The sequence below is a fragment of the Methylotuvimicrobium sp. genome, assembly GCF_050611805.1.
Lineage (GTDB): Bacteria > Pseudomonadota > Gammaproteobacteria > Methylococcales > Methylomonadaceae > Methylotuvimicrobium.
In genome coordinates, this window is the sequence record NZ_JBNGHF010000025.1 from 43891 (window position 1) to 60212 (window position 16322).

General features: G+C 50.9%; 13 protein-coding genes, 1 pseudogene and 1 riboswitch. Of the genes and pseudogenes, 2 read left to right on the top strand and 12 right to left on the bottom strand.

What is annotated here, in order from left to right; genetic code table 11:
* Positions 1 to 52: 52 nt before the first annotated feature.
* From ACRJJO_RS13275 to ACRJJO_RS13295, 5 genes are all read right to left on the bottom strand, one after another.
* Positions 53 to 256 (bottom strand): winged helix-turn-helix domain-containing protein, encoded by a 204-nt coding sequence (locus ACRJJO_RS13275; protein ID WP_125217103.1) that lies wholly within the window; start codon positions 254 to 256, stop codon positions 53 to 55.
* Positions 257 to 275: 19 nt separating this feature from the next.
* Entirely contained in the window at positions 276 to 542 is a 267-nt protein-coding gene (gene minE, locus ACRJJO_RS13280; RefSeq protein ID WP_125217102.1) for a cell division topological specificity factor MinE, read from the bottom strand.
* Positions 542 to 1354, bottom strand: coding sequence for a septum site-determining protein MinD (gene minD, locus ACRJJO_RS13285; protein WP_046061333.1), 813 nt, complete (start codon positions 1352 to 1354; stop codon positions 542 to 544). Before minD ends, minE begins: the two co-directional genes overlap by 1 nt.
* 27 nt (positions 1355 to 1381) lie before the next feature.
* Entirely contained in the window at positions 1382 to 2125 is a 744-nt protein-coding gene (minC, locus tag ACRJJO_RS13290) for a septum site-determining protein MinC (protein WP_431066188.1), read from the bottom strand.
* Between the two features lie 503 nt (positions 2126 to 2628).
* The gene (locus ACRJJO_RS13295; RefSeq protein ID WP_404357788.1) at positions 2629 to 4206 is read right to left on the bottom strand and encodes an inorganic phosphate transporter; all 1578 of its coding nucleotides are present in this window, start codon (positions 4204 to 4206) and stop codon (positions 2629 to 2631) included.
* A 195-nt stretch (positions 4207 to 4401) separates the two neighbouring features.
* Positions 4402 to 4501: riboswitch (TPP riboswitch) on the top strand.
* Between the two features lie 28 nt (positions 4502 to 4529).
* Here ACRJJO_RS13295 and thiC point away from each other — a divergent pair.
* Both thiC and ACRJJO_RS13305 read left to right on the top strand, forming a co-directional pair.
* Complete coding sequence (gene thiC, locus ACRJJO_RS13300; protein WP_431066189.1) at positions 4530 to 6398, top strand: phosphomethylpyrimidine synthase ThiC; 1869 nt, start codon at positions 4530 to 4532, stop codon at positions 6396 to 6398.
* Positions 6399 to 7032: 634 nt separating this feature from the next.
* Entirely contained in the window at positions 7033 to 7458 is a 426-nt protein-coding gene (locus ACRJJO_RS13305) for a BLUF domain-containing protein (RefSeq protein WP_404357784.1), read from the top strand.
* 838 nt (positions 7459 to 8296) lie between these two features.
* Here the strand turns inward: ACRJJO_RS13305 and ACRJJO_RS13310 are convergent.
* The 7 genes and pseudogenes from ACRJJO_RS13310 to ACRJJO_RS13340 form a co-directional block, all read right to left on the bottom strand.
* A complete protein-coding gene (locus ACRJJO_RS13310) occupies positions 8297 to 8749 on the bottom strand; it encodes a hypothetical protein (RefSeq protein WP_431066190.1) in 453 nt (150 codons plus the stop codon).
* Between the two features lie 339 nt (positions 8750 to 9088).
* Positions 9089 to 10315, bottom strand: a complete 1227-nt coding sequence (locus ACRJJO_RS13315; protein WP_431066191.1) for a type II secretion system F family protein — start codon at positions 10313 to 10315, stop codon at positions 9089 to 9091.
* A 1-nt stretch (position 10316) separates the two neighbouring features.
* Entirely contained in the window at positions 10317 to 11963 is a 1647-nt protein-coding gene (locus ACRJJO_RS13320) for a GspE/PulE family protein (RefSeq protein WP_431066192.1), read from the bottom strand.
* Positions 11964 to 11975: 12 nt separating this feature from the next.
* Positions 11976 to 12674: a hypothetical protein gene (locus ACRJJO_RS13325; RefSeq protein ID WP_431066193.1), complete on the bottom strand. Its 699-nt coding sequence runs from the start codon at positions 12672 to 12674 to the stop codon at positions 11976 to 11978.
* Positions 12671 to 14461: a hypothetical protein gene (locus tag ACRJJO_RS13330; RefSeq protein ID WP_431066194.1), complete on the bottom strand. Its 1791-nt coding sequence runs from the start codon at positions 14459 to 14461 to the stop codon at positions 12671 to 12673. The genes ACRJJO_RS13325 and ACRJJO_RS13330 overlap by 4 nt, the downstream gene beginning before the upstream one ends.
* 341 nt (positions 14462 to 14802) lie before the next feature.
* Entirely contained in the window at positions 14803 to 15807 is a 1005-nt protein-coding gene (locus ACRJJO_RS13335) for a type II secretion system protein (RefSeq protein ID WP_431066195.1), read from the bottom strand.
* Between the two features lie 311 nt (positions 15808 to 16118).
* A pseudogene (locus tag ACRJJO_RS13340) lies at positions 16119 to 16322 on the bottom strand (hypothetical protein); the annotation flags it as partial.

Sequence of the window (16322 nt, forward strand, 5' to 3'; positions counted from 1 at the left end):
AGGTAAGACTGCCGGTTATAGGTACGGTTGCCGATATTTGGCAATTAAATTTTTATTCAATCAGTGAAATGCTTTCGGTACGCCCGTTTTTGAGTTCTATGCTGATTTTATCCTCTCTGGCAAGCCAGCCGAGCGCGCGCTGAACATCATTCTTATTCATCCCGGTTTCGGTCGAGATTTTGCTTACGCTGGTCGCACCGTTATCATTCAAGAATTGCCAGATTTTCCCAGCGGATTGTCCAATCGTATCAGTCATTTTTTTCACCTCATTTAGTTTAAGAAACCTTGTCGTGCTCGTCGGGTAGCACAATATTGAGTTCGAGAATTTCCTGATCGTCGTCTTGTTCGAAATTAACCGATATCGCATCTTGCTCGACGTTGACATACTTTCGAATCACTTCGAGAAGTTCCTTTTGTAACTGTGGGAGATAAGAGGGTTGCGTTTTTGAGGAGCGTTCGTGCGCCACCAAAATTTGCAATCTTTCCTTGGCAATGGATGCCGAGCTTGGCTTAGTAGTTCTAAAGTAATCCAGTAAACTCATTATTTACTCCTGAACAGCTTTCCAAAAAGGCCCTTTTTCTCTTCATCGATAAAGCGGTGCGGCCTGTCTTCGCCTAAGTAACGTGCAACTACATCGTCATAGGCTTGGCCGGCATCGCTTTTTTCGTCCAAAATGACAGGAATGCCCGAGTTTGATGCGTTTAGTACCGATTTGGATTCCGGTATGACGCCTAATAGATGCAGGGACAGGATTTCTTGTACGTCTTCGACACTCAGCATTTCGCCTAATTTTACGCGATCGGGAGAATAACGCGTCAGTAATAAATATTCTTTGATCGGCTCTTCGTTGTTTTCGGCTCGTTTCGATTTGCTGGCCAAAATGCCGAGCATGCGGTCCGAGTCGCGGACCGATGAAACTTCCGGGTTTGTTACGACGAAGGCATCGTCGGCGAAATACATCGCAAGAGTGGCGCCTTTTTCGATGCCGGCTGGCGAGTCGCAAACGACATATTTGAATTCCTTGGCGAGTTCTTCAAGAACCTTGCCGACGCCTTCGATGGTTAAGGCCTCTTTGTCGCGAGTTTGGGAAGCCGGCAAAATATACAGTTGATTGCAGCGCTTGTCGCGGATCAATGCCTGATTAAGTGCTGCCTCGCCATTGATGACATTGACTAAATCATAGACTACGCGGCGCTCGCAGCCCATCACTAAGTCAAGGTTTCTTAAGCCTACGTCGAAATCGATAACCGCAGTTTTATGTCCTTTTTTAGCGAGTCCCATAGCGATGGCTGCACTGGTTGTTGTCTTTCCAACTCCGCCTTTTCCGGATGTTACGACGATGATTCTAGCCAACTGATTGTCCTCCAACGAGACGTGAAATTATAAATCCTGAATGATTAACGCCAAATCATTGAGATAGATTTGGACCGGTTTGTTGCGTACCGACTCATCCAAATCCTCGCTTATTTTATAATTACCGGCAATGGAAATGAGTTCGGCTTGTAAATCAGAGCAAAAAATTCTGGCCTCGGTATTGCCTTGAATGCCCGCCAATGCTCTTCCTCGTAAAGTTCCATAAACATGAATATTACCTTCGGCCATGATCTCGGAGCCTGCGCTGACTTGGGACAGCACGATCAAGTCGCCGTGCGCGTAGATTCGTTGGCCGGAGCGGACCGGATTCGTAACAATCCGGGTAGTGGCCTGTTCCGATGTTTCTGGTTCGGGTTCCGGTTCAGGTATTATTTTTTCGAGTTTTTGAGCGGTATCTTGATGGCTAATGTTTTGCTGGGCTGAAATTTTTGGAATATTTAATGCCAACGCGGCTTCATTCTGGTCATGTAGGCCGCCGCGGATGCCTATCGGAAGAAGCGCTAATCGCCTTAATAATTCGATGCATTCGGCTACGTTCAGGCTAATCGATTGCTTATTCAGTTCCTGTAGGTCGATGAGTATCGGGGAGTTTCTAAAAAACTCAGGCGCTTGATTGATTTTTTGCTGTAGTTGATGCTCGATAACAGTCAGGTCATTCGTATAAGGAATTAGGACAGGCACTGAGAATGTACTGCTCTTAAACTCCAAAGCAGGCTTTTGATAAGGTGTGTGCTGAGGCTCAGTCGACATCCGTACTCTCTGCTGTTAAATCACGGGTTTCGGAAGGGATTTTAACATTGCTTTCACAAAAATGCATTTTTCCAAGAATTTTAATTTTAATTTTATGCAATGTGAACGAGTGCACGGTATATACGCGTTAAAGATCAAAACTCGGCGCCTCCTCAAGCGCAGCCGAAATTTGGAGTATAAAAAGGTTATGTGACGGGAAATTCTGCCCTAGCACCGGCATGCCTTTCAGTCTAGCGAGAAGATTTTGCCTGTCAGTGTAGTTAAGGATTTCGTGAAAAATAACTTCCTTGTGCTATAAGTTTTGTAGCGGGTTCGGTAACTCGCTTGACAGGATGCCGTGAATACGTCCGTGTAGGCTTGGCGGCGGCGACTGATTGCCATGGATGGCATGAATGCAGATTTTGCAGGAGCAAAAATCTGCCCTGCCGCCGACTCCTGTCAATCGAGCAACCGAACCTGCTTGCCTTTCATTAAAAATAAGGAAGTTATTTTATGGCCGAATCCTAAGGAAGCATGATTCCTCTGATCGTAAAAAACAATAAACCACCAAGTATTCCCGATAGAGGAACAGTAACCAACCATGCGGCGGCGATTTTATAGAGATGGGAGCGTTTGACAAGCTCTTGACGATAGACTTTTTTCAGCGATTTGCGTTCTTTTTTAGTGAGTAAGCTGGTGTCGGTGTGTAGTTTGGCTTGTCGTTTAAGCTCCTTGAGCATTTTCCCTTTTTTGGCGATGGATGCTTTTTTAAAGGCATTCAAAAATTCGGCGATTTTTTCAGGGTCGTTATGCTCGTGGTGAGCACGGATTTCCTCCATTCTTTTTGCATTGCTGTGTTTTAAATATTCCCGTAAAAAACCGACGCCGAATACAGCGCCGACTGCAGTATGAGTGGAACTAATGGGAAGACCCATCTGGCTGGCGAATATCACGGTAATGGCAGCCGACATCGCTATGCAAAATGCGCGCATTTTATCGAGTTCGGTAATTTCGCTGCCTACGGTTCGAATCAATTTGGGGCCGTATAGGGCAAGCCCTATCGATAAGCCGGCGGCGCCAAGTATCATAATCCAAAGCGGAATAGAGGCTTTATCGCTGACACCTTGCTGAAAAATCGCATCGTTGATGGCCGCGAGAGGGCCGACTGCGTTGGCGACATCATTGGCGCCATGCGCGAAACTCAATAGTGCGGCTGAAAATATCAAGGGATAAGTGAATAAATTATTCACGCTGGCCTTGCTAGGCTCCAGATTTGCGGAGGCCTTAACAATGCGCGGTTTGACGATAAGAAAAATGATAATGGCGAAAGCGAAGCTTATGGAGACGGCGATCGGGAAATTGATTTTAATGATTTGTTTCAGGCCTTTCATAATCAAATAGGTCGAAAAAGCCCAGGTCATCAATGCGATCAATACCGGGACGACCTTTTGCGCCGCTATTAGCATATTTGGTTGATAAGTGATTTTTCGCTTGACCACGTATAAAAAAGCGGCCGAAAACAAGCCGCCCAAAACCGGCGAAATAACCCAGCTGGCTGCGATTTTTCCCATGACCGGCCAATTGGCGATTTCTATTCCGCCCGCGGCGATTCCGGCGCCTAAGACGCCCCCGACGATAGAATGAGTTGTCGAGACCGGCGCATTGAGCGAGGTCGCCACATTCAACCAAATTGCCGCAGCCAATAGTGCCGCCATCATCAACCAGATAAAAGTATCGGAGTCGCGAATTAGTTGAGGATTAATGATGCCGTCCTTGATGGTCGTAACCACGTCTCCGCCGGCTATTAGCGTGCCGGAAGCCTCGAAAATTGCAGCAATGGCAATGGCGCCGGTCATCGTTAGTGCTTTCGATCCGACCGCGGGGCCGACATTATTGGCCACATCGTTTGCGCCGATGTTCAATGCCATGTAACTACCGAAAACAGCGGCGATAACCAGCATTAAGTGTCCTTCGACGTGTTCCTTATTGATTAAATAGAGAACCACCAAAAGTATAAAAGCAAGACCTAGGCTAAGGCGAATCAAGTCTTTACGAGCCGACGAACTGGCTTTGTTGATCTGATTGAGGTCGTTAAGATCCATGTAATATTTTTGTAACTAAAGAAAGCGCGCATTTTATCCTATTGATTGAGTCATTGCTGCTTTTCCAGGTGGATTTAATCGCCGTAGTCAGGAAAGATGTCATTCGGACCCTATAAAATACAGGGAATTTCTTTTCTAGCGTGGGTGTTTTCAGACTTGCAATCTTGATAATTATCCTTTAGTTTAGACACCATACCGTAAGGCTAGGGGTGCTCCGATGCGAATCGGGGCTGAGAAAAACCCTTTGAACCTGACTCCGGCTAATACCGGCGTAGGGAAGCCAACTTCCCTGCGCCTCGTTGATAATATTCCAGGAGAAAAGCGTGAGTGCAGTCCGCCAAGAAATTCCTTCAACTACTGTCAGTAGTGTCAAAATCGATCCTTATCCCGCATCGGAAAAAGTCTATGTACAAGGCAGTCGGCCTGATATCAAAGTGCCGATGCGCAAGATTACGTTATCCGATACTCCCGCGCATTTCGGTGCTGAAAAAAATACCCCCCTTTACGTTTACGATACCTCAGGTATTTATACCGACCCTGACGTCGCGGTCGATTTAAGAAAAGGCCTGCCGGTGGTGCGTTCCGCTTGGATTGAAGAGCGTGGCGATACCGAGTTGTTGTCCGGCCCGACATCAAAATTCGGACATGAAAGATTGCATGATCCCGAAACCGCGCATTTGCGTTTCGAGCTAATTCGCCAGCCAAGACGTGCCAAGGCCGGTGCGAATGTTTCGCAAATGCATTATGCGAGAAAAGGCATCATAACGCCGGAGATGGAGTACATCGCGATTCGCGAAAACCAAAAAATGGAAGAAATGCGCGATCTGTGGAAAGGTCAGCATCCCGGGCAATCTTTCGGTGCATCGATTCCCGATGTGATTACGCCGGAATTTGTACGTGACGAAGTGGCGCGCGGTCGGGCGATCATTCCTGCCAATATCAACCACCCCGAATTGGAGCCGATGATTATCGGACGCAATTTCCTGGTCAAAATCAATGGCAACCTCGGTAATTCGGCGGTAACTTCCTCGATAGAAGAAGAGGTCGAAAAAATGCTTTGGGGCATTCGCTGGGGCGGCGACACGATCATGGATTTATCGACCGGTAAGAACATCCATGAAACCCGCGAATGGATCTTGCGTAACTCGCCGGTGCCGATCGGTACCGTGCCGATTTACCAGGCGCTGGAAAAAGTCGACGGCAAGGCAGAGGAACTGACTTGGGAAATATACCGCGACACGTTGATCGAGCAAGCCGAGCAGGGCGTCGATTATTTCACGATACATGCCGGCGTGCGTTTGCAGCATGTCCCGTTGACCGCCAAACGTATGACCGGAATTGTGTCGCGCGGCGGCTCGATCATGGCTAAATGGTGCTTGGCGCATCATACCGAAAGCTTCCTCTATACCAACTTCGAGGAAATCTGCGAAATTATGAAAGCCTACGATGTTTCCTTTTCGTTAGGTGACGGTTTACGCCCCGGGTCAATATACGACGCTAACGACGAAGCGCAGTTCGCCGAATTGGAAACTTTGGGCGAATTAACCAAGATCGCATGGAAGCATGACGTGCAGACGATGATCGAAGGGCCGGGTCATGTGCCGTTGCACATGGTCAAGATCAACATGGAAAAGCAGCTTGAAGACTGTCATGAAGCGCCATTCTATACCTTAGGTCCGCTAACGACTGATATCGCTCCTGGCTACGACCATATAACCTCGGCGATTGGTGCCGCGAACATTGGTTGGTACGGTTGCGCGATGCTATGTTACGTTACGCAAAAAGAACATTTGGGTTTGCCTAACAAACAGGATGTCCGCGAAGGTATCGTGACTTACAAGATTGCCGCGCACGCCGCCGATTTAGCTAAAGGTCATCCGGGCGCTCAAGCACGCGACAATGCAATGTCGAAAGCCCGCTTCGAATTCCGCTGGGAAGACCAATTCAACATCGGCCTCGATCCCGAGCGCGCACGGGAGTTTCATGACGAAACGCTGCCGAAACAGTCGGCTAAGATTGCCCATTTCTGTTCGATGTGCGGACCGCATTTTTGTTCGATGAAAATCAGCCAGGATGTGCGCGACTACGCGGCTCAAAAAGGGGTGAAAGAAGAAGAAGCCCTATTGATGGGAATGGAAGAAAAATCCAAGGAATTTCTTGAAGAAGGCGCGGCCATCTATCACGAAGTTTAAGCATCTATAGTTAAGCGCATGCATTCCAAGGAAGGAAGCGTGGGCTAAAATCGTTTAAGTAACTTTACCGACCTTGCCTCGGCAGCCAATGAATGGGTTCCCATGGAGGACCGCCCATCGTTATGCTCATCTCTTTGAGGTACATCGTTGGCCATCCAGCACGATGGCAAAATCACGCAAACTCTGGAGTGCCGTAGGGTACGCTATGCGTACCATGGTAATCCCCAATCTTAAAACAAGTCCTTATGGTTTGATATGGGTAGTTAACGGCATTGAGGTACGAGAAGCGTACCCAACAATTTTTCTCGTTCTCATAGTACAGGTAGCATTTGTGGGAGCGATCCCCTGATAGCGATTTCGGAGCCGAGAGCGTTAAGCAACAATAATAGGGTATCGAAGACTCATTGGTTAAGATTGCATAAGGGTAATAAATGACTTATGCATAATAATGAGCGGTCCTCCGTGGGAATGCATACCGAGCTCTTTCAGACAACAAAGGTATGAAGCCCACAGAAGACCGTGGGCGGTTATGTCAATCATCCATACTTGAATTAAGGGAATGCCTGGCAATGAGAAGAGTCCTGGGGTAAACTCGCCGCATGTTTGATATGTTAAGTTGTTGCGAGAATTGTTAATGCCGCTTTATTGTTTGGTTTATACCAGCGTTTCAAGTCAGGAAATGTCCGATGACGATTTGAAAGCCTTGCTAAAAAAATCAAGAGAAAAAAATAAAAAATTAAATATTACCGGCATGCTGCTTCACCTTGATCCTTTCTTTATTCAAATATTGGAAGGCGAGGAAAAAGTCGTGCTGGACTCGTTTAACCGCATTAAAGAAGATTCAAGGCACCATAAGGTATCGGTTATTTACAAGAAGCAAATTAAAGAGCGTGCTTTTTCAGATTGGACGATGGGCTTTAATAAAGTTAGCGATGAAGAGTTAGAGAGCCTTGACGGCTGTTTCGACTTTTGGGAACAATCAGCGCCTAATTTCTTGGCAGGGGCGTCCGGCGAAATTGAGCGATTGTTGGAAATGTTCAAAAATGAAACCTTGTTCTAGTGGATCTATCGCGACCGTGAACCCAGCCCTAAATTACCAAAATGGTTAGCTATAGCCAATGGGTTATAGAATTTAGGCGCTAGGTGAATACTTCCATGTAAGCCCTCTGTCAGCATCCATGCTGCTTGTCTTGCTGCATCAATTCCCGGGCGCGGTCGTTCTTGATGACGGCGGTGTCGAGCGCATCCTCGTTCCCACGGTCCGCCGTTCATCGTTATGCACAAGTATCAGTAAACTTGCTATACCATTCGCACTTCAAATTTCGGCAGTGCCAGAGGAGGTGCCTGGGTGTCCGATAAAGGCTTTGCCAGCATGGAGCTGGCATAGAGCCTACAGGGACGTATTCACGGCGTCCTTTAGCGGACGCCCAGGCACCGAATTTTGATCTACGACGGGTATAAACAGAGGTCATCGTATAACTGGAAACGGTGCTGTTTGATAAATCCGCGGATATTGGATATCAGTGGCTCCGAGATCGCGATCTGGGGAGGATCGCTCCCACAGAGCATCCAGCCCCTTGTGGGAGCGACGCCTTCGTCGTCCCTCACCTAACGCTAGGTGAGGGAAAGTCGGTTACGTTAAGCAACAATAAAGGGTATCGAGGTCACATTTGCCAAGACGGCTTTTGCCCAAGCTCTGCTTGGGCATGAAGTCTTGGAAGCTCCAGCTTCCCGAAGCCGGCAAGCAGAGCTTGCGAGACGGGTTTCCCAAACAGAGTTTGGGAAACAGCGTAAGATGTGTATAACGATGAACGGTCCGCTGTGGGAATGCATACTGATCTTGCATAGGCATTCAAAGTATCGATCCCAACGGGGGGGCGTGGAAATACGTCCAACAATTATCTTAAAACTCGTATCGAACCGAGCATACCCGTCTCGACCGTCACGCTGAGCCGAGTGATTTTATCGATGCGAATCGCATTGTTGGGCTGCGACGGATCGATATTGAACTCGTCTCCTTCGCGTACCATGAAAGTTCCGACGCCGACGACTTCGAGCAAGGCGATAAACTCGTCTTCCTGATTCAGCAAGCCTCGCAATTTCATATTGGGGATACGCATCGATTCGCCGGAAGGGACGAACCCGAACGCACCATTCGCGTGTCCTGTCTGTGCTCCGACGGTTTCATACATCAACGCGCTGGGGGTAAATGGGTCCCGCACCCATTGTTGATTCGTGTAGGCGGGTGGGTTTGATTGATAAGAGAGCTGGCGATTGTCAGCCCAACTGCTTACCGAGTATATCAACCCGATGCCCAACGACAAACTGCAAATACGATATATTCTGTACATAATCATTTTCTTAAGTATACTCATCGTAGATGAAAATTCGGCCTCGAGGTGCCCGTCAAAGGACGCCGTGAATACGTCCATGTAGGCTCTATGCCAGCTCCATGCTGGCAAAGCCTTTACCGAGCACCCCGAGGCCTCCTCCGGCACTGCCGAAATTTGAAGTGCGAAAGGTATAATCTGGAAGTTCATAAATCCAGTAAGTTATTTTTCACGAAATTCTTAGGCTATGTTTGCGTTAATAGTTATCCGGAACTCCGGGGTCCAGAGATGCCATGTATGGCGAGGGATTTTTGGGCCCGTTAACTTAATAGCAGTGACGCGTTCCATGTATTAGTACCGTCAGCGCCCGCCCGATACGAGCGAAAACAACGCCTGAAAAAACGCGTAATAAACGAATCCGACCATGCCGCCGATTACCAGTATCATCGCCGGTTCGAGCATCGCAGAAAGCCGCTTGATCGCGATCTCCATCAGCTTTTCGTAATAAACGGCCAGTTCATGTAATACGTGATCGATGCTACCGCTTCTCTCGCCGACCGCGATCATCTGCACCACCAGCGGAGGTATTTTCGGATGATCGAGGCTGCTGGAAACATCGCGCCCTTCGAGTATCTTCGCGGACGTTTCCCGCAATTTATCCGAATAGACCCGGTTGCCGATTAAATTGGCCGTGATTTTTGTCGCATCGAACACCGTCACGCCGCTACGCAGCAAAATTGACAGCGCCCAAGACATCTGAGCCATCGAACCGTTTACTAACAAGTTCCCCACTACCGGCAACCGCAACAGAATTTGGTCAACCCATAATCGACCGAACCGGGTCTGGTACAGCAGCAATAGGACGGCAATCGAAACGATCAGAGTGCTGACGATGAACAATCCGTTAGCCCGAACGCTATCTGAAATATCGATCAACAATTGCGTCGATGGCGGTAATACTTTTCCCTTTCCTAACAAAAACTTGGCGAATTTCGGGATGATCTTGACGACCATGAAAGTGCCGACGCCGATCGCCGCCAGGATCACGACGATCGGATAAATCATTGCATTGATCATTTGCGCACGTAGCGCCGCTTTTTTATCCAAATGGACCGCAAGCCTGTCCATGATCGCATCGAGGTCGCCGGTGCTCTCGCCGGCGACGACCAAATTCACCGCCATGTCCGGAAAAACCGCCGGATGCTTTCCCATTGCCGACGACAATGACTGTCCGGCTTCGATATCCTTCAACATCAAACGAATGGTCAGGTTGAGCCGGGGACTGGTCAATTGCGCCTTTGCGAGCTCGAGCGCCTGAGCGACCGGTAGACCCGCGCGTAGCATGAATGACATCTGCCGGAAGAAAAAAATCAACGATGCATTGCTTACCGAACGCTGAGAAGCCAGCCAATCCGAAAAATTTTCTTGTCCCAAAAAACCGGAACGGCCCCGTCCTTGTTTCAACTCCATCACGCGCAAACCGCGTTGCCGTAAAATCATCGCCGCCGATGGACCATCGTCCGCCTGCAATTTTCCGGAAATTTCGTTTCCGCCCGCATCGAGCGCCACGTAAGAAAACTGCGGCATATCAGCTCAGCTCCATTGTCTCGTGTGTTTTATGAACGGCCACGTCACGCAATTCGTCCAATGTCGTCAGCCCCATAAGAACCTTCCGACAGCCGTCTTCCCACATAAACTTCAAGCGCTCGCCGGCGCCGGCTTCCAAAGCTTCTTCATCGGCGCCGCGCGCGACCATGCGCGCCAGTTTTTCATCGAACCACAGGGTTTCGAACAAACCCAAACGCCCCCTGAAACCCGAACCCTGGCATACCGCACAGCCGACCGGCTCGAATAGCTCGAGACTTTCGTCTTCGGCACCCAGCTCGAGCAATTCGTCACGACTCGCGATCCGCGGCTTGCGGCAATGCATGCATAGACGCCGAACCAGGCGCTGTGCGATTACCGCCGTCATCGTAGAACCGATCAAAAACGGTTCGCAGCCGATATCGATCAGCCGCGTCACGGCACTAATTGCATTGTTCGTGTGCAGTGTCGAAAACACCATGTGCCCGGTCATTGCCGCCTTGACCGCGACATCGGCCGTTTCATGATCGCGTATCTCGCCGACCATCAGCACGTCGGGGTCGTGTCGTAAAAACGAGCGCAAGGCATCGGCAAAGCCGATCTTCGGTCCCGTTTGAATTTGCGAGATGCCGTTGATCACATATTCGATCGGATTCTCGACCGTCATGATGTTAATGTCCGGGCTGTTGATCTCTTGCAACGCGGCGCACAAGGTCGTCGACTTACCGCTTCCGGTCGGGCCGGTCAGCAAGATCATGCCGTAGGGTTTATGAATCGCCGTTCGAAATTGGTGTAAATCGTCGTCCAACATGCCCAGCTCGGTCAACGACAATCCGCCCGACTCCTGTGCGAGCAGACGCATCGTGACGCGTTCGCCCAAGCGAGTAGGCGCCGTCGCGACTCGGATGTTGAACGCCTTGTCGATCGGCGGCGCCAGATGATACGAAAATCCGCCGTCCTGTGGCATGCGTTGTTCGGCGATGTCGAGCCCGGATAAAACTTTCACGCGAGATACCAATGCGGGGGCAACGGCGCCGTTTGCATCGACAGGATAATCCCGCAGCTTGCCGTCGACGCGTAAACGTACGCGTAACCCTGTCGTCTCGGTCAACAAGTGGATATCAGATGCCCGGTTGTAATAAGCCTCGCGCACTATCGTATCGAGTAGGGCGACTAAATCGGCGTCGTCCGCAGTCGCTCCCGAGGCCGTTTCGACGCCTTTGCCGGCCAAAGCCTGTGTAATTTTGAGTTGCAACAACGGCAAATCGGCCATGACAACCGGCAGCGCGAGACCGAGCAAACGCTGAACCGAATCGAGCATGCCTCGATCGCCCGGATCGGCGACGGCAAGCATCGTTCGGTCGTTGTCGACAACCGGGAGAATCAGTTTGCGTCGCACCAAACTCGGTGGAATTTTCTTCAACAGTTGTCCGTCAATGGGCAGCGTATTCAAATCGATGTAAGGCACGCCGCGTTGTTCGGCCACCGCACGATATAGCGCCGACAGCGGAAAACGGTAATAAGCCTGCACGGCACCGAGTACCGGAACACGCTGCCGGCGGGCATCAATACGCAGGCGTTCGAGTACCGGCGGATCGATCAAACCGCTACGCATGCCCGCATCGAGTAACTGTTCGTCTGTCAATGCCACAAATTGTCCTTCCTACAAAGCCAACAGCAATTCGCACACCAGGGTTTGCGGATAACCGGTAGGCGCGAGAGTCGGCAGTTTTTCGATCTTCAAACGTAAAACCGTGACTTGATAAGGCAGTTTGTCGAGCCCGTGTATGAATTTTCTGATCGACACGAACGAGCCCTCCAGCTCGATGCGTTGTATTGGCCGATGAAACATCGTTCCGGGTGACATTCTATCGATCCAACTGCTCGTCTCGGGCAAAATGACCGGGGTTGTTTGTTTCGATTCGACAGCCCGGCTTTTTCTATTTTTTTTATTGTTCTTTTTACTCGCGACGCCGACTCGTTTCGCTGCCACTTTAAACGCTTCATTGACGCGAATCCGCACCTGAGAATCCCGGGCAAGCCGAGAGATGCTGACGATCATTTCCTGCGAGTCGAACGGAGCCAACCGAGTTTCCAAGGCCTCGAACTGAGCGCGAACAAGTTCGATCGCCCGCTCCCGGTCTTCGAGTTGTTCGATTAGCTTATCGGCGTCTTCGACCGGCTCATCGGGAATTCTAGCCTTCAGCAAGCGGCTTTGGGTCGCTTCCGCGCTTTTTTGCATGGCGGCGATGGTTTGGTTGGTCGGCCAAAAACGGAATACGCCATATCCGCCGCCGACGATGACGACGATCGACAACGCTATCAGCAGTTGTTCGCGATTGTTCAAACGGGGTATTTTCACGACCTGCCCGCCTTCTCTTGAAGCTGCGAGATGCGATCTGCCTGTACCAATTTGACCAACCGCATCGAGACGGCGAAACCGTCGAGATTGAGCGGACCGGGCCGGCTCGTCACATGCGCGTCCCGGACCTCCAATTGCCAGGGCGCGATCGCTTCCTTCATTTTTTGAATAAATGTTTGCGCCGCCGATTCGGAAATCGCCCATGCATCGAGATGAAAGCTTTCCACTTCGACACGCTTGTCTTGCGCTTCGGAAGGCGAGATGGGCGCGGGAACCGTATTGCCGCTTTTCGACGTTTCGTCGATGGCGACAACGATCACCTCGTCGGTTACCGCAGTCTGCAGCACGCCCAAAACGCCTTGAACAAGAGCGGTTCGTTGAGGAGCAGCGTTGCTGTAAAAATCCAACATCGCTTCGAGACGCGCCAAATCGGCTTTTTTCTGAGCCAATGCTTGTTTCCGTTTCCCGATCTCCTGGATTTGGGCATTAATGCGTTTCGTCGCCTCGTCGACGACATTCCAGCGCGCATCGACATCTTGCTTGTGTGTTTCCACCGAATTCTTGCGAATCATCAGCGAGACTTCGGATACCCCGATCGACAACAGCAACACCATTGCCAACGCTGCCCCGCGGACTTCGATTCGCTGCGGCAGCGGCGGCAGCGGCCCGCCGTCCCGCACGCCGACGCAGCGTTCGTCACCGGCGATGCCGAACGCGTGCCGCGCCGCACCGACCATGCCAGGAGAACAAGCCGTACCGATGGCCGGATCGGTGATGACCTCAACCTCGATTTCGAGCATCTGCCGCATCTCCTGCGCCAAAGCATGCGCGTCGTCGTGCCAGCACGCCAACCATACCGGTTCGTTCGGCGCACCATGCAAGGCATGATAATTTTCCAGACAAATTTCAAGCGGCGTCTTCGTAACGTTCAAATACTGACGTTGCTCGGCGATGCGCCCGGCATGCAGCCTCATACCGTAAGTCATGCCACGGTGCGACTCCAGAATCAACTCCGAAGACGGGTTTTTCGGCAGCAGTGTCGTGCTGCAACCGGTCAGTGGATACAGCGCCTTCAGTTTCAAGCCTTGACGGTCAAACACGTCGATCCATCGCTGCAACAAAGACTTGTTGACACAACTAACCAACCAACTGAATGTGCCCGGTATGTCCTCCACCGGTCCTTGAACCGCCCAACCGCATTCGATCGTCTCGTCGTCCGATTTAAGCCATTCCTGACCGGTAAGGCAGGCATTGAGTTGACTGCGCTTGATATAGCCCAATTCCTCGGCCAAATCGCCGAAACGGCGCAACGAAAACTTGTCGGACAGCGCCAAACCGCCGGCTTTATTCGGTTTGCCTTGCTGTAAATCCATCACCGTTTGTGCTTGTTCTTCGGTCATGTAGCCTTGTCCGACCAGCAAATGCCCGACCGACCAACGCGTCATATGTTGCATCAACAACGGCTCGACCTCCCAACGCACCAATTCCATCATCTGCTGAATCGGCCTGGGTTTTTTCGGATTGACCGGCAACTCGACCAGTGTCGACAACACCGCAGGAGACAGCAACACCGCCGAACCGCCGCCATGCCAGCCGTCGTTTTTCAACGCGGCAATTAAGTCGGTGACCGCATCGGCCATATCCACCTGCTCGATTTTTGCCTGATGCAACACCACGACCTGCGTACCCGAGCGTACCAATACTGCGCCGCGTAGCGAAAAACCGTCGGTTTCGCAGACCAGCAGTTGGGAAGGCTTGCCGAAAGGCAATAATTTACTGAACTTCATTAGCTAAACTCTTATGGATTTCCATTTATGCGCTTTGGGGGGCAGTGGTTCCTGGAACCAGGGCATGTGATCTCGATACCAGTGATTGTTGCCTCATCTACTCCGACTTTTCCTCACCTAGCGTTAGGTGAGGGACAATCAGGGGATCGCTCCCACAAGAAATTCCAACCTCCGGCACACCCTGAAGAACATCAATATACATGTCCTCATCGGTTGGCAGAAACTCCTCGTTCCCACGGTCCTCCGTGGGAATGCAGACCGGCGCGTAACCGCACCGTCATTAGACCCATACTCGCACTCCGTAGGGAATCCCACAGAGAATCATGGGAGTTAGAAATAGTCTACTCATCAATGATCCATTCAAGGTTGATAGTTTGCCGTGGAACCGCAATGAACTTACTAATATCTTTATTACCAGGTACACCATTCCCTGAATCGCAATCACCGTCAAACAAGACAAAATTGTCCGGCTCCGATGGTTCTGCAGAGTCATGGCAAACAATGGCATAGCCACGTCTACCCAACGGGATAGTAGCGTCCGTACTAAAAATGAAAGACTGGCTGATTGAGCTATTGGCGGCAACCGCGTCACCTACCAGCGTAAAATAATCATTTGTTCCACCTCCGCCATCAACGTAGTTTGTTGAGTCGCTTAAATAAACTCTCAATACCAAATTTTCATTAGCTACAGGCAAGTCGTCACCAATGCTTTCGTTTTTGAACGTGACATTGATATCCGTGATTTGCCAGTCAGATTCAACCACCAACTTATCCACGCTTACATCATCGTCAGTACTGACGGCATCAAATCCAGCACTGGTCAAACTGATTTCGTTACTCGTAACCAGAAAAGCCCATCCCGAATTCAGCGCATCATTCGCATCCGAATTACCATAACCGTCCCTAAAGCGCAGATCCCCGCTTCGTTCCGGCAAAACCGCAATATACGGACCACGCCAACCGCTCCAAACATCGGTGTTTTCGTCTTCCTGCCAAGCCGGTAAATCATTGGGGGAATCTTCGCAATCGATCGGCTCGAGCAATTCTCGAATACACCCCGGCAACCGCCCCATATCCGCGACAAATCCGCTGATTTCCGGGCTGCCGTTGACGGTACGGGTCGGATCGCCGACGATGGCCTTGCGGATGATTTCCATGCGGCGCTTGGTTTCGTCGTACTGAGCCTGATCTTCCACGCCTTCGGTCAACATCAAACCCGCCGAGGCCACCAGCGCCATCAGGAACAGCACCAGCACCATTTCCAGCAGCGTGAAGCCGGCTGCCGGATGCCTCCTCATTCCCACGCTCCAGCGTGGGAATGCATATCGGTGCTTCAATACCGGCATGAGTTTTGTGCCTGTACTGGGCCTCAGTATGGGTTCCCACGGAGGACCGTGGGAACCAGGGAACTCCACCTCGTTCCCACGCTCCCGCGTGGGAATGCATACCAGTGCTTCCATACCGGTATGAGTTTCGTGCCCGCACTCAGCTTCGGTATGGGTTCCCACGGAGGACCGTGGTAACCAGGGAGCCCCACCTCGTTCCCACGCTCCAGCGTGGGAATGCATACCGGCGCTTCCACACCGGCATGAGTTTCGTGACTGTGTTCGGTCCATGGTATGGGTTCCCACGGAGGACCGTGGGAACCGGAGTGTCCTCACCATGCCTTGCAAACCTCGATCAATCCCGCTTGCCCTGCATAATTCCGCGCACTCGAATAGCGCCAGTGCTCCGGCAAATCGACATACCTGCGTTGCCCCACCTCGTTCCCACGCTCCCGCGTGGGAACGCATACCGGCGCTTCCACACACCGGCATGAGTTTCGTGACTGTGTTCGGTCCATGGTATGGGTTCCCACGGA